At 43.3% G+C, this 14,728-nt stretch carries 11 protein-coding genes; all 11 read left to right on the top strand.

Features of this window, described 5'->3' with window-relative positions:
• Positions 1 to 70 precede the first annotated feature (70 nt).
• The 11 genes from SNE26_RS12910 to SNE26_RS12860 all read left to right on the top strand — a co-directional run bounded on the left by SNE26_RS12910 (position 71) and on the right by SNE26_RS12860 (position 14,673).
• A complete protein-coding gene (locus tag SNE26_RS12910; RefSeq protein ID WP_321559765.1) occupies positions 71 to 1,222 on the top strand; it encodes a Gfo/Idh/MocA family oxidoreductase in 1,152 nt (383 codons plus the stop codon).
• 26 nt (positions 1,223 to 1,248) lie between these two features.
• On the top strand, positions 1,249 to 2,301 hold the full coding sequence (locus SNE26_RS12905) for a sugar phosphate isomerase/epimerase (protein ID WP_321559764.1): 1,053 nt from the start codon (positions 1,249 to 1,251) through the stop codon (positions 2,299 to 2,301).
• Positions 2,302 to 2,967: 666 nt separating this feature from the next.
• Positions 2,968 to 4,275: an MFS transporter gene (locus tag SNE26_RS12900; protein ID WP_321559763.1), complete on the top strand. Its 1,308-nt coding sequence runs from the start codon at positions 2,968 to 2,970 to the stop codon at positions 4,273 to 4,275.
• A 141-nt stretch (positions 4,276 to 4,416) separates the two neighbouring features.
• Positions 4,417 to 4,860, top strand: coding sequence for a c-type cytochrome (locus SNE26_RS12895; RefSeq protein ID WP_321559762.1), 444 nt, complete (start codon positions 4,417 to 4,419; stop codon positions 4,858 to 4,860).
• A gap of 35 nt (positions 4,861 to 4,895) precedes the next feature.
• Positions 4,896 to 6,146 carry a nucleoside permease gene (locus SNE26_RS12890; protein WP_321559761.1) on the top strand — a complete coding sequence of 417 codons (1,251 nt, stop codon included), beginning with the start codon at positions 4,896 to 4,898 and terminating at the stop codon, positions 6,144 to 6,146.
• A gap of 3 nt (positions 6,147 to 6,149) precedes the next feature.
• Complete coding sequence (locus tag SNE26_RS12885; RefSeq protein ID WP_321559760.1) at positions 6,150 to 7,043, top strand: TIM barrel protein; 894 nt, start codon at positions 6,150 to 6,152, stop codon at positions 7,041 to 7,043.
• Positions 7,044 to 7,092: 49 nt separating this feature from the next.
• On the top strand, positions 7,093 to 7,968 hold the full coding sequence (locus SNE26_RS12880) for a sugar phosphate isomerase/epimerase (protein ID WP_321559759.1): 876 nt from the start codon (positions 7,093 to 7,095) through the stop codon (positions 7,966 to 7,968).
• 19 nt (positions 7,969 to 7,987) lie between these two features.
• Positions 7,988 to 8,758 carry a DUF1080 domain-containing protein gene (locus tag SNE26_RS12875; protein ID WP_321559758.1) on the top strand — a complete coding sequence of 257 codons (771 nt, stop codon included), beginning with the start codon at positions 7,988 to 7,990 and terminating at the stop codon, positions 8,756 to 8,758.
• A gap of 427 nt (positions 8,759 to 9,185) precedes the next feature.
• A complete protein-coding gene (locus tag SNE26_RS12870) occupies positions 9,186 to 13,376 on the top strand; it encodes a two-component regulator propeller domain-containing protein (RefSeq protein WP_321559757.1) in 4,191 nt (1,396 codons plus the stop codon).
• Between the two features lie 32 nt (positions 13,377 to 13,408).
• Positions 13,409 to 14,191 (top strand): NIPSNAP family protein, encoded by a 783-nt coding sequence (locus SNE26_RS12865; protein ID WP_321559756.1) that lies wholly within the window; start codon positions 13,409 to 13,411, stop codon positions 14,189 to 14,191.
• 137 nt (positions 14,192 to 14,328) lie between these two features.
• Positions 14,329 to 14,673, top strand: a complete 345-nt coding sequence (locus tag SNE26_RS12860) for a response regulator (RefSeq protein WP_321559755.1) — start codon at positions 14,329 to 14,331, stop codon at positions 14,671 to 14,673.
• Positions 14,674 to 14,728 lie beyond the last annotated feature (55 nt).

The following is a 14,728-nucleotide window of genomic DNA, read 5'->3' as shown; positions in this document are numbered from 1 at the left end:
TAATGCTGTTTTTGATGTATACAATCGATTGAGAAGCGTTTAATCAAAACATCAACCCCAACAAAAACAAATGAAATTAAGATTAGGAATGATAGGCGGCGGACAAGGTGCCTTTATCGGTGCCGTACATCGCATAGCTGCCCGCATTGATGGCGAATATGAACTGGTTTGCGGCGCATTCAGCAGTAATGCCGAAAAATCACAGGCCAGCGGCCTTTTGCTTGGCCTGCCGGCAAGCCGCTCATACAGCTCATACCAGGAACTGATTGAAAAAGAAAAACAACTGCCCGAAAATGAGCGTGTGCAGGTGATCAGCATTGTAACGCCTAACCATGTGCATTTTGCCCCAACCAAAATGGCGCTTGAAAACGGCTTTCACGTGGTGCTTGATAAACCTATGACCTTTTCGCTTGAGGAAGCCAAAGAGCTGGAAAAAGTGGTTAATGCATCGGGTAAACTGTTTTGCCTTACACATACCTACACCGGCTACCCAATGGTTAAGGAAGCTAAGCAACTGATCAAAGCAGGTGCTATAGGTACAGTACGGAAAGTTTATGTTGAATATCCGCAGGGATGGTTAAGCAGCTTTTTAGAAGGAGAAGATAACAAACAAGCCTCATGGCGTACCGATCCGGGTAAAAGCGGGATTGCTGGTGCCATGGGTGATATAGGTACTCACGCCTTTAACCTGGCCGAGTATGTTACCGGCTTACAGGTTACTAAAATTTGTGCCGATATCAATATCGTGGTTGAAGGCCGCAAGCTTGACGACGACGGTGCAGCTTTGTTAAAATTTAACAACGGTGCAAGCGGTGTGCTAACAGCTACCCAAATTGCAGCCGGCGAAGAAAATAATGTGAAGATCAGGGTTTATGGTGAAAAAGGCGGTTTAGAATGGCACCAGAGCGATGCTAACTCGTTAACCGTAATGTACACCGATAAACCTGCCGAAACCTGGCGCACCGGTGGAGGTTATACCAGCTCATTCGCGCAGCATAATACGCGTACACCTGCCGGCCACCCGGAAGGTTACCTGGAGGCATTTGCCAACCTTTACCGCAATTTTGCTTTAACTGTTAAAGCTGGTTTGGAAGGTAAGGAAGCTACTCCTGAGGAGTTGGACTTCCCGGGTATCGAAGAAGGTATTCGCGGAATGGCTTTCATTGAAAATGTGATCGCTTCGGGCAAATCAGATACCAAGTGGACTAATTTTACTATTTAATTTACCATCTATTTAAAACAAAAAACATGACCACTATAAAAGGACCTGCCATATTTATAGCACAGTTTATAGGAGACGCGGCACCATTCAACAGCCTGGAATCTATTTGTCAGTGGGCAGCAGGCTTGGGCTACAAAGGTGTACAACTGCCAACAAATGATACCCGTTTTATCGATCTGCAAAAGGCTGCTGAAAGCAAAACTTATGCAGACGAAATTAAAGGGATAGTGAATGCTGCCGGTTTAGAAATTACCGAGCTTTCAACTCACCTGCAAGGTCAGTTGGTTGCTGTAAACCCGGTTTATGATGCACTGTTTGATGGCTTTGCGCCCGAGCATTTGCGCGGTAACCCGGCCGAAAGGCAAAAATGGGCTGTACAGCAACTGAAATATGCGGCTCAGGCTTCAAAAAATTTAGGTTTAAATGCATCGGTTACCTTTAGCGGTGCGCTGCTTTGGCCTATGGTTTACCCATGGCCTCAACGCCCTGCCGGTATTGTTGAAACTGCTTTTGGCGAACTGGCTAAACGCTGGACACCGATCCTGGATGTTTACGAAGATAACGGTATCGACCTATGCTACGAGATCCACCCGGGCGAAGACCTGCATGACGGTATCACTTACGAGATGTTCCTTGATCATGTAAAAGGGCACAAACGTGCCAATTTGCTTTATGATCCGTCGCATTTTGTATTGCAGTGCCTGGATTATTTAGAATATATCGATCTGTATCACGAACGTATTAAAATGTTCCACGTTAAAGATGCTGAGTTTAATCCAACAGGTCGCCAGGGTGTTTATGGTGGTTACCAGAACTGGGTTAACCGTGCCGGCCGCTTCCGCTCATTGGGTGATGGACAGGTTGATTTTAAATCGATATTTAGTAAATTAACGCAATATGACTTCAAAGGATGGGCCGTGCTTGAATGGGAATGCGCACTCAAACATCCGGAAGACGGTGCAAGAGAAGGCGCTCAATTCATTAAAGATCATATTATCCGTGTAACCGAACGTGCTTTTGATGATTTTGCCGCATCAGGTTCTGATGACGCTTTCAACAGAAAAACGTTGGGAATATAACTTTTGATTTCGGAACTGAGATTTTCGATTTTGGATTTATTGAATGATTTAGAATTTAAAAAAACGTCATGCCGAACTTGTTTCGGCACCCCACAAGGCAGGTAGACGATGTGCTTAGCATGATCGCCTGGCAAGTGAGGTGTTGAAACAAGTTCAACATGACAATAGGGTTTAAGCCTTACGAAGTTTTTAAAGCTTCGTAAGGCTGGACTCTACCACGTCATGCCGAACTTGTTTCGGCACCCCACAAGGCAGGTAGACGATGTGCTTAGCATGATCGCCCGGCAAGTGAGGTGTTGAAACAAGTTCAACATGACAATAGGGTTTAAGCCTTACGAAGTTTTTAAAGCTTCGTAAGGCTGGACTCTACCACGTCATGCCGAACTTGTTTCGGCATCTCATAGGACAAGTAGCCGATTGCTCAGCGTGGTTGCTTAGCGAGTGGGGTGTTGAAACAAGTTCAACATGACCGTAATTTTATCATGTCATCGGTAGCAATAGCGAAGAAGATGCTTCGTTCCTCAGTATGACAAAGTTTTTTTATTACTTCCCGCCAGTAAAGATGGGATTCACGAAGCGGGTGAATAAACAGCTGAAACATATTCAGCAAAAAGCATTTTGATACAACCAATTAACCAATTATCAAATAACCTAAAATAATTTAAAATGCAAACTATTAACCGTACACAGCTATTCAGGGCAAGCTGCCTGTCGTTGCTGGTAACTTCATTGTCATTCGGTATCCGTGCCGGGATTTTGAACGACCAGGGCGTAAGATTCCATTTGAATGCTTCGCAACTGGGCACCATTGCAGCAACCGCTTTCTGGGGCTTTCCGCTGGCTATCATTGTAGGCGGCTTTATTGTTGATATCATCGGTATGAAAAAGCTCCTGGTATCAGCCTTCGTATTTCACCTGGTGGGGATCCTGCTTACCATTTTTGCCAATGGCTACTGGACGCTGTTCCTTTCTACCTTAATGATCGGTATCGCTAATGGTACGGTTGAGGCATCCTGCAACCCGCTTGTAGCTTCGCTGTATACAGATAATAAAACAACCAAGCTTAACCACTTTCACCTTTGGTTTCCGGCGGGTATTGTAATAGGTACTTTAATAGTATTCGGGCTGGATACAGCACTGGCCCACGGCGTATCACCAAAGCCATACTGGATCTCGCAGGTTGAAATAGCTTTAATGCTAATCCCAACCATTGCTTATGGCTACCTGTTCTCTAAATTGGATTTTCCGGTTACCGAGCGTGTATCCGCTGGTGTAAGTACCGAGGATATGTATAAAGCATTGATCAACCCGTTGTTCCTGTTCATGATCATTTGTATGTTCGGCACAGCTATTACAGAACTGTTCACCAACCAGTGGACTGATGTTTTATTCAAAACAGTTACGGACAACGCCATCCTTATTTTAACTTTTGTAGCCTCGGTACAGGTGTTGGGCCGTGCATTTGCAAGCCCGATCGTACACCGTTTGGCTCCGCAGGGGGTATTGTTAATCTCGGCTATTTTATCTGCACTGGGCATTTATTTGATGGTACACCTGCATGGCGATGCTATCTATTTTGCAGCAGTAGTTTTTGGTTTGGGGGTAGCTTTCTTCTGGCCATGTATGATAGGCTTTGTGGCCGAAAACCTGCCGCGTACAGGTGCCGTAGGTTTAAACCTGATGGGTGGTGCCGGTATGTTCGGGGTATCTATTTATATGATATTCATGGGCGGTTTTTACGATAAAATCATGGCTTCAAAATTACCGGCGGGTGCCAGTCTGGACGCTTACCGTTCGGCACCGGCGGGCTCGGATATGGCCAAGGCCTTTGACGCTGCACGGTCGGCAGCAGGCCCCGAAGTATTAAACACCACCCTGATTATCCCGGTTGTATTAATCGTTGCATTTATAGGATTGGTAATTTACATGCGTTCACGTAAAAAAACCGCTTCATTAGGCGCTATATCGGTTTAATAAGGTTTTATTTATGATAAAAAGTTGTAATTTTCGCCTCATTAACCAACCCAATTAAAATTACATGATGAAAAACAGCAGGGGCTTTGCTAAGGAACAGATTTTCTGTTAGGTTATCATCAAAAACCACAATTAATCTTTATGAAAAAAGTATTCGTTATTCTTTGTATCAGTGCAGCGTTTGCTGCCTGTGGCGGAAATTCATCAAAAAACACCGGCGGCAGCGACAGTACCAATAGCGCAAACCAGACAGCAAAGGCTGCCAATTCTGATGCCGATACTGTAGTGGCAAAAACAGGTACCGAATCGGCAGGTGGTTCTGCAGGTTCAGCAACCGGCGAAAAATTAATGGCATCGTTAGATTGCAGCACCTGCCATAAAGTTGATACCAAAGTTATCGGCCCTGCATTCCAGGATATCGCAAAAAAATATGATGCTTCACAGGCTAATATCGATATGCTTGCCAAAAAGATCATCAGCGGCGGCAGCGGTAACTGGGGCAACATAGCCATGACCCCGCACCCTTCATTGCCCGAAAGCGATGCCAAAGAAATTGTACAGTACATTTTATCATTAAAAAAATAACGAGGGATAATTAAATCCGGCTTTAAAATATAATTATGAATATTGGAATTAGGGTAAAACTTTCAACAATGATGTTCCTGGAGTTCTTTACCTGGGGCGCGTGGTTTGTAACAATGGGCACTTATTTAACGGTTACGTTAAAGGCTACCGGCACGCAAAATGCGGGTGCTTACGCAACGCAATCGTTAGGTGCTATTATAGCTCCTTTTGTTATCGGACTTATTGCTGATAAATACTTTTCGGCACAAAAAATATTAGGGGTGCTCCACCTGTTAGGTGCAGCATCATTATATTATGCAACTACCATAGCCGATTTTGATAAGTTTTACCCTAATATCCTGTTTTATATGATCATTTACATGCCAACACTGGCTTTGGTAAATTCGGTTTCGTTTAAGCAGATGCAAAACCCAAGTAAGGAATTTCCTTTGATCAGGGTTTTTGGAACAGCAGGATGGATCATTGCCGGTATCACTATAGGTTTGTTGGGATGGGAAAAAAGCGGAACGCTGGTGCTTACATTCAAAATGGCATCGGTAGCTTCATTGATATTAGGCTTGTTAAGCTTTACGCTGCCTGATACCCCGCCGGTAAAAAAGGGTCAGAAAACTACATTTGGTGATATCATTGGTTTAGACTCGATAGGGTTATTAAAAAATAAGTCGTATCTGATTTTCTTTTTGGCATCGGTAGCTATATGTGTGCCTTTGGCATTTTACTATAACTTTACCAATCCTTTTTTGAACGAAGTAGGCGTTAAGGCAGCTGCTGGTGTACAGTCGATGGGCCAAATGTCCGAACTGGCATTCATGGCAGCTATGCCCTTGTTTTTTGTGCGCTTCGGCGTTAAAAAAATGCTGGCTATTGGCATGTTAGCCTGGGTATTACGTTATATATTCTTTGCGTATGGCGACGCGGGCTCAAACTACTGGATGCTGATAGCTGGTATCGTAATGCATGGTATCTGCTATGACTTCTTCTTTGTAACCGGACAAATTTATACTGATAATTTAGCGGGAGAACGCTTTAAAAGCGCAGCACAGGGCTTTATCACCCTGGCAACTTATGGCGTTGGTATGCTTATCGGCTCATACATTTCAGGCCCTATTGTTGACCATTGGAAAATATCTGAAACATCACATAACTGGCAAACCATTTGGCTTATCCCTGCAGGTATTGCCGCGGTGGTGTTAATCTTTTTCCTTGCATTGTTTAAAGATAAAACCAGCATGGCTGCAAAACCGGGGTTGGATATTGAAGAACCATCTGCACAAACCAAAATATAACCAATGGCATCAAATCAAAACAGGCGTTCGGCTATTAAAAGCATGATCGCGGGCACGGCCGCCATAGGCGCGTCGGGCGTACTATCTTCATTTACCACTGAAACTGAAAAACATATGCAGGCTGATGATAAGCTCAAAGGCAATATTAACCATGCCGTATGCCGCTGGTGTTACGGCGATTTTACGGTAGATCAGCTTTGTGCCGCCGCAAAAGATATTGGCATAAAAGGCATCGATTTGGTTGGCCCTTCTGACTGGCCTACACTTAAAAAATACGGCCTGTTCTCATCCATGTGCAACGGTGCCGAAATCAACCTCACAGATGGTTTCGGTGATAAGCAATTTCATGCCAAACTGCATGAAAATTATACCAAAATGATCCCGCTTGTTGCTGAAGCCGGTTATAAAAACCTGATCTGTTTTAGCGGAAGCCGCAGAGGTAAAACCGATGAGGAAGGCTGGAACAATTGCGTTGAAGGCCTTAAACCGATGGTAGCGCTTGCTGAAAAACACAACGTAATACTGGTAATGGAACTGCTTAACAGCAAAATTGACCATAAAGATTACCAGTGCGACAGGGTAGAGTGGGGCGCTGAGCTTTGCCGCAGGCTTGGTTCAGAAAACTTTAAACTGCTGTATGATATCTATCATATGCAAATTGACGAGGGCGACGTGATCCGTAACATCCGGGCCAATCACCAGTACATAGCGCACTACCATACTGGCGGTGTTCCCGGTCGTAACGAAATTGATGATACACAGGAGCTTTACTATCCGGCCATTATGCGTGCCATTGTTGAGGTAGGGCATAAAGGTTTTGTGGCGCAGGAGTTCATCCCCAAACAAAAAGACAAAATAGCTTCGCTTAAAAAAGCGGTACATATTTGTGATGTTTAAACCTTACATCACCTTATCACTCTAAAAGCTAAACTAAAAAAATAAATACATGACAACCAGAAGAACATTTTTAGCACAAGCCGGACTAATAGCTGCCGGTGCTGTTATTGCACCTAAGTTGGTTTCGGCAAAGGCTTCAAATAAAGTGGGCCTGCAGTTATATAGCCTGCGCGATCAATTACCAAAAGATGTAAAAGGTGTTATTGCACAAGTGGCAAAAGCCGGTTATAACGAGGTTGAAACCTTTGGTTTTAACAAGGAAACCGGTTATTGGGGATTAAAAGGCAAGGAATTTAGCCAGCTTTTAAAAGATAACGGTTTAACAACACCAAGCGGTCACTACGGCCTGGACGAGTATTTGGGCTCGGGTAAAACTGGTGATCTGAACGCTTACATCGAGGTTGCCAATACCATCGGTCAATCACATATCATTATCCCTGCTTTAAATCATAACTTCATTAAAACCGTTGACGACTGTAAAGGCGTTGCCGAAAAAATGAACAAGATTGCCGGGATCCTGAAAGCATCGGGCTTAAAATTAGGTTACCATAACCACAACTTTGAGTGGGCACCTGTTGGCGATACTACTTTTTACGATGTAGTGCTTGCCAATACAGATCCTAAACTGGTAGCCATGGAAATGGATATTTACTGGGTAGTACGTGCCGGTAAAGACCCGGTTGAGATTTTTGAAAAACATCCCGGCCGGTTCAGCTTTGTGCATGTTAAAGACAGGGATAAAACCAATGCCGAACTGAATACAGAAATAGGCAATGGTGATATCGATTTTAAAACCATATTGGGTAAAGCTAAACTTGCAGGCATTAAACATTTTATTGTTGAGCAGGAAAACTATACCAATATTGACCCGTATGTGAGCATTGCAAAAAGCGCTTCATACCTGAAAGATACGCTTCACGTTTAAACCAATTATTTTTAGAGAGATGAAATATCCATTAATACTAACTGCCCTTTTAGCAGGAAGCTGCTTCATGGCAAACGCGCAAAATGCCAAACCTGAAGACACCGAGATTTGGGAACCGGTACCTAAAGTAGTTACACCCGGTAAAAACTTAGGCGATGCACCATCTGACGCCATCGTTTTATTCAACGGTAAAGGTCTTGACGAGTGGGTTTCTGTTGAAGATAAAACCCCCGCCAAATGGCTGGTGAAAGGTGATGTGCTTACCGTAAACAAGGCTACCGGCAACATCGAAACCAAAAGGTCTTTTGGCAATTACCAATTACACATTGAATGGAAAGTGCCTGCAAGCATTACAGGCAGTGGCCAGGCCCGCGGTAACAGCGGTGTGTTCTTAGCTTCGATAGGCAAGGGCGATGCCGGTTATGAACTGCAGGTTTTAGATTCTTATGATAACAAAACCTATGTTAATGGTATGGCAGGCAGCTTATACAAGCAGGTAATCCCGTTGGCAAACCCTGGCCGCAAGCCCGGCGAGTGGAATGTTTATGACGTAATTTGGACTGCTCCTGTATTTAACGAAGACGGTTCATTGAAATCGGCAGCAAGAGCTACTGTATTTTTCAATGGCGTATTGGTTGAAAACAACTTTGAGCTGCTTGGCCCTACACAATACATCGGCAAGCCATCGTACGAAGGTAAAAAACATGGTCCTTCGCCAATTAAATTACAGGCGCATGGCGATAAAAGCGAGCCGCTTAGCTTCCGCAATATTTGGGTAAGAGAGCTGTAAGCAACGCCACTAATTTTTGAAAATATGATAAGCCTTCCGGTATTGCCGGGAGGCTTTTTTTTGGTGTTGGTTTAGTGTGCTACCGGCAAATATCCCATACCGAAAAATTTCTACACAAATGCTTTTCAAACCTTCCACAATTAATCGAATTACAGAATCGCAAATTAATGCCAATTAAAAATTTGTGTAATCCGATTAATACGCAAAAATCCGTGTGAAATTTCTCTTTTATCGTTTTTTAATCTGCTCCTGATTCAAAAACGATTTTCATAACTATTGCTTAATTGTATATCTGTTTTGTTGCTTTTTTTTATCTATATTAAACTTATAAACAAGGTAGCCGTATAAGCTAAACTATAAACCATTCTGTTTTTCTTTTTAAGGGGCAGATTTTCAGGAACATTAAAACTCAACACCGCCTGTTATTTTGAATATCTATAAATGTTTGTTTGTTGTGGTTGCCTTATTGGTTGCCCAAAATGGGTTTTCGCAGGACAGGAACCTTAAGTTTGAGCATATCGGTACCCGGGAGGGCTTATCACAAATTAATGTAAGTACTATAATTCAGGATAGCCGGGGCTTTATGTGGATAGGTACCCGCGACGGCCTTAACCGGTATGACGGGTACGGCTTTGTGATATATAAGCACAGTATCCAGGATGATAATTCATTAAGCAGCAACCTGATATCAGATATTGCCGAAGATAAAGAAGGTAACATATGGCTGGCTACACTTTTTGGCTTAAATAAGCTCGACCGTAAAACGGGTAAATTTATCCATTACTTTCATGACAGCGCCAATTCAAACAGCATCTCGAGTAATTTTGTAAACAGGCTGATATTTGATCATGATGGTATTTTATGGATAGGCAGCCAAAAAGGCGGGCTCGACCGGTTTGATATCTACCAAAATAAATTTACCCATTATAAGCATAACGAGGCCGACCTGGCCTCATTAAGTGATGATGATGTAACCGCGTTGAAGGAAGATTCAAAACACCGCTTATGGGTAGGTACACTGAGCGGTGGCTTTAACCTGTTTGACAGAAAGAAAGAAACTTTTACACGATATCAAAATGAGCCTGGAGTAAATACCAGCCTTTCCGGAAGTTATGTAAGCACTATTTATGAAGATAATGCAGGCAGGTTATGGGTAGGAACGGAAGACGGGGGCCTTAATTTATTTGACGTGGGAAAGGGCACATTTAAACATTACCTACATAAAGAAAAAGGTTCCGGCTCCATCTCGGGTTATACCGTTTTGGCATTAAGCATGGACCTGAACGGTAATTTGTGGGTAGGTACGGAAAATAATGGGGTTAATATCCTGAACCTTGTTACCGGGAAAATAACAGCCTATAAACATGACGATATTGACAGGGGCAGTATGAATGGCAATTCTATTTATAGTATTTGCCGGGATAGGATGGGCAATATGTGGCTTGGGGCCTTTAGCGGCGGCATTAACCTGTATAAGCGCAGTACCGAAAGTTTTTCGCATTTCAGGCATAGCTCATCACCAAACAGCCTGGCCAATAATTTTGTACTTTGTCTGCATGAAGATCAGGATAGCAATATTTGGGTAGGTACCGACGGCGGCGGTGTTAATGTGTTTAACAAAGATGGTACTGTTAAACACTATGTGAATGATCCGGCTAATGCCAATAGCCTGGCAGGAAATTATGTATTGAACATCATCCAGGATTTTAAAGGCGACTTTTGGATAGGCACCTGGGCTGATGGTTTGTGTCGGTTTAATCCCCGCACCGGCAAGTTTACCAGCTTTAAACATGACGTGGCAAAGCCCGGCAGCTTAAGTAACAACAATGTTTATGCCCTTACCCAAACCCGCGATAACCGCATCTGGGTAGGCACCTATAACGGCGGCCTCGACCTGTATGATGAAAAGTCGGGCACCTTTTCGGCTTTCAATTATGATCCTAACGATCCTAAAAGTATCAGCAGCGATAGGGTATATGCCCTGCTTGAGGATCATAACGGCAATTTTTGGGTTGGCACCTTTGATGCCGGCCTGAATTTGATGGATAGGAAAACAGGCACCTTTACCCGGTTTCAGCATGACGAGAAGCGCAACAGCATCAGCAACAACAGCGTCCCCGATTTGTTTGAGGATAGTAAGGGCCGCATCTGGATCAGTACACTCTCGGGGCTTAATCTGTTTAACCCGGTTACCAAGCATTTTACGGCATTTACAACCAAAAATGGCTTACCAAGTGATGTGATTTATGCCGTTCGGGAAGATAAGCTGGGCACCATATGGGTGAGTACCAATAATGGCTTATCCAACTATGATCCGGTTAAACACACTTTTAAAAACTATACTATTGAAGATGGGTTACAGGATGAAGAATTTAAATCACATTCGGCCCTGCAAACAAAGGAAGGCAGGATCTTTTTTGGGGGGATTAACGGTTTCAATTCTTTTACTCCCGGGCAAATCTTAAAACCATCGGCCTTTATGCCCCTGGTTATTACCAATTTTCAATTGTTTAATAAAACCGTGAAAATTGCCCGCGGCAAGGATGACCCATCTCCGTTAAAGCAAGATATAAGTGATACAAAGTCAATTAAATTGTCCTATACTCAATCCGTAATAACATTACAGTATGCGGCGCTTGATTACTCATCATCTGATAAAAAGAATTACAGTTATATACTCGAAAATTTCGATACAGACTGGAACAATGTGGGAAGCCGGAATACAGCTTCATACACCAATTTGCCACCAGGCGAGTATACTTTTAAATTAAAGTATCAGAATACGTCAGGGTTATGGTCGCCGCCTTCAGCGGGATTAAAAATTACTATTGTGCCCCCGTTTTGGTTAACCTGGTGGTTTAAATTAATTGCTGTGGTAAGCATAATTGCTTTGGTGTACTCTGTTTTTAAATACCGGGTTAAATTTCTCAAGGCACAGAAAACCGTACTGGAACGCCAGGTAAAAGAACGTACCGAAAGCCTGGTGGAAATGACAGCGAATGAACGCCTGGCCCGCGAAGCATCAGAAAAAGCACGTGAAGAAGCCGAAAGCGCCAATAAAGCCAAGAGTATTTTCCTGGCTACCATGAGCCATGAGATCCGTACACCGATGAACGGTGTTATCGGCATGGCAACGCTGCTGGCCAGTACCCGGCTTACCAGCGAGCAGGAAGAGTATACCGAAACCATAAAAAATTGCGGCGACGCCCTGTTAACTGTTATCAATGATATTCTTGACTTCTCTAAAATTGAATCGGGCAATATGGAGCTTGATGAGGAGGATTTTGACCTGCGCGATTGCATAGAAGGGGTTTTGGATGTTTTTGCTGAAAAGGCCTCGCGTTTAAACCTCGACCTGGTTTACCAGGTTGAGCACAATGTACCGGTACAAATTATTTCCGATTCAATACGCCTTCGCCAAATCCTGATTAACCTGGTGGGCAATGCCGTGAAATTTACAACCCAGGGCGAAGTTTTTATACTGGTAGGGGTAAAAGAGCAAAAAGAGGACGACCTTGAATTGATCTTTAAAATAAGGGATACAGGCATCGGCATTGCCGAGGATAAGCTGGAGCGTTTGTTTAAGCCGTTTTCGCAGGTTGATTCAAGTACCACACGTAAGTATGGGGGCACAGGTTTGGGTTTGGCTATCAGCGAAAAACTTGTTAAGCTGATGGGCGGCGAGATCAGCGTACAGAGTGAAATAGGCAGGGGAACTACTTTCTCATTTACTTTAAAATCAAAAGTGGGGCAAAAGGTAAAGCGAAATTACGTTTACCTTAACCTTACCGAACTGGAAAACAAGCGGATCTTATTTGTTGATGACAATGCTACCAACCGCGATATTATTGATGCGCAGCTCAGGCAGTGGAAGTATGATCCGGTAGTTGTGGCATCGGCAACTGAGGCATTGAAAGTGCTTAACGATCAGGATGAACGTGTTGACCTGTTGATAACAGATATGAGCATGCCCGAAATGGATGGCCTGCAGCTGGCTAAAGAAGTAAAGCGGAAGTTTCCTGAAATGCCCATTGTATTGCTAAGCTCAATAGGAAGCGAACAAAATAAACGGGATGATAATGTATTTAACGCAGTATTGACAAAGCCTACAAAGCATAACCTGCTACATAAGCATATTGTTGAACAGTTAAAGGCCGGTAGCGGTATTAAAACTGAATACCAGCAGGTGCAAACAGCATTTTCAAAAGATTTTGCTAAAAATTATCCCATGAGCATTTTGATAGCCGAGGATAACTTAATAAACCAGAAACTTGCTATTCATATGCTTAGCAAAATGGGCTATAGCGCTGATATTGCCGAAAATGGCCACGTTGCGCTAAATGCTATGGTAACAAAACATTATAACCTGATTTTGATGGATGTACAAATGCCCGATATGGATGGTTTGGAAGCAACACGCTTTATCCGCAGTAATATGCAGGACCAGCCGGTAATTGTTGCCATGACCGCAAACGCTATGCCCGAGGATAAGCAGGCATGCATTGATGCCGGCATGAATGATTACCTGAGCAAGCCCATGAAACTTTCTGACTTAATGGAGATGCTTGAAAAATGGGGTAAATATATAAACGGACATAATACAGGTTTACTGAATTGAGGCTATATTTACTTCGAAAATATTCGACCATTATGAATCCTTTTGTTAAATCATCTATCGCTTTTTTTACCTGTTTATTTATCGCTGCGGCGGCATTGGCAAACGCACCGGCGCGTAATTATTATCAGCTTAAAATATATCACTATAAAACCCAGGCACAGGAAAGTACCATTGAAAAGTATTTACAACAGGCCTACATACCTGCGCTGCACCGGGCCGGTATTAAAAATGTAGGTGTATTTAAGCCTATAAGTCAGGCAGATACTGCAAAGCTGTTATATGTGTTTACGCCCTTTCAATCATGGGACAAGTTAATGGGTATTGATCAAAAATTACAAGCTGATGCCGCATATCTTGCCGATGGAAAAGAATATATTGATGCTGCTTATAATGATCAGCCTTATACCCGTTTGGAAACTATTATACTGCAGGCTTTTCCGGGCATGCCTTCAACAGAAGTACCTAACCTCACCGCTAACAAAGCCGAGAGGGTTTACGAATTGCGCAGTTATGAAAGCCCTACCGAAAAATACAATATCAATAAAGTAACTATGTTTAACACCGGCGATGAGATAGGCCTGTTTAAACGGCTTGGTTTTAATGCGGTTTTTTATTCGGAGGTTATTGCGGGCAGCCACATGCCTAATTTAATGTACATGACCACTTTTAACAGTAAAGAGGACCGGGACAAGCATTGGGACACTTTTGGTAAAGATGCTTACTGGAAAACACTTTCGGCTAAAGCTGAGTACCAGCATAACGTTTCCCATGCTGATATTATCTTCCTTCGCCCGGCAGATTACTCTGATTTTTAAGTTTATCCGTGATTTGCGCACGAGTTTGATCCACAGGTGAGTTTCAGGGTAAACTTTATTTAAATAAAGCGCTTCACGCTGCCACATAGGCTTGATTTTTGTTGCCTGGTGCTTAGGTGGAAAATACAAAGAAGATCATGATAGCGGACGATGATCCGGGGATTGTGGATGCGGTGGAGATCATACTTGATTTTGAAGGTTACCAGGTTTCGTCGACAGTAAATGGCGCAACTATTTTAGATATGAAAACAGAGTTTCCCGACCTGTTGCTGCTGGATATCTGGATGTCGGGTTTTGACGGTCGCGATATATGCCGCAAACTTAAAAATGACGATACTACCAAAAGGATCCCTATCATTATGATCTCGGCCAGCCGCGATATTGAGCGATCAGCCTACGATGCAGGTGCCGACGACTTTTTAGCCAAACCTTTTGAAATAGATGAGCTGCTGGGGAAGATCCGCAAGCTCCTTGAAGTATAAAGCAATAGCTAACGATTAATTTTTCGTCCCATCAGGGTCTCTCGTAGAGGACCCT

The organism is Mucilaginibacter sp. cycad4 (assembly GCF_034263275.1).
GTDB lineage: Bacteria > Bacteroidota > Bacteroidia > Sphingobacteriales > Sphingobacteriaceae > Mucilaginibacter.
This window is presented reverse-complemented; position numbering and strand designations above follow the sequence as displayed.

Excerpts from the sequence above, each read along its gene's own strand:
- SNE26_RS12910 (WP_321559765.1), top strand. The coding sequence starts at position 71 with ATGAAATTAAGATTAGGAATGATAGGCGGCGGACAAGGTGCCTTTATC.
- SNE26_RS12905 (WP_321559764.1), top strand. The coding sequence starts at position 1,249 with ATGACCACTATAAAAGGACCTGCCATATTTATAGCACAGTTTATAGGA.
- SNE26_RS12900 (WP_321559763.1), top strand. The coding sequence starts at position 2,968 with ATGCAAACTATTAACCGTACACAGCTATTCAGGGCAAGCTGCCTGTCG.
- SNE26_RS12895 (WP_321559762.1), top strand. The coding sequence starts at position 4,417 with ATGAAAAAAGTATTCGTTATTCTTTGTATCAGTGCAGCGTTTGCTGCC.
- SNE26_RS12890 (WP_321559761.1), top strand. The coding sequence starts at position 4,896 with ATGAATATTGGAATTAGGGTAAAACTTTCAACAATGATGTTCCTGGAG.
- SNE26_RS12885 (WP_321559760.1), top strand. The coding sequence starts at position 6,150 with ATGGCATCAAATCAAAACAGGCGTTCGGCTATTAAAAGCATGATCGCG.
- SNE26_RS12880 (WP_321559759.1), top strand. The coding sequence starts at position 7,093 with ATGACAACCAGAAGAACATTTTTAGCACAAGCCGGACTAATAGCTGCC.
- SNE26_RS12875 (WP_321559758.1), top strand. The coding sequence starts at position 7,988 with ATGAAATATCCATTAATACTAACTGCCCTTTTAGCAGGAAGCTGCTTC.
- SNE26_RS12865 (WP_321559756.1), top strand. The coding sequence starts at position 13,409 with ATGAATCCTTTTGTTAAATCATCTATCGCTTTTTTTACCTGTTTATTT.
- SNE26_RS12860 (WP_321559755.1), top strand. The coding sequence starts at position 14,329 with ATGATAGCGGACGATGATCCGGGGATTGTGGATGCGGTGGAGATCATA.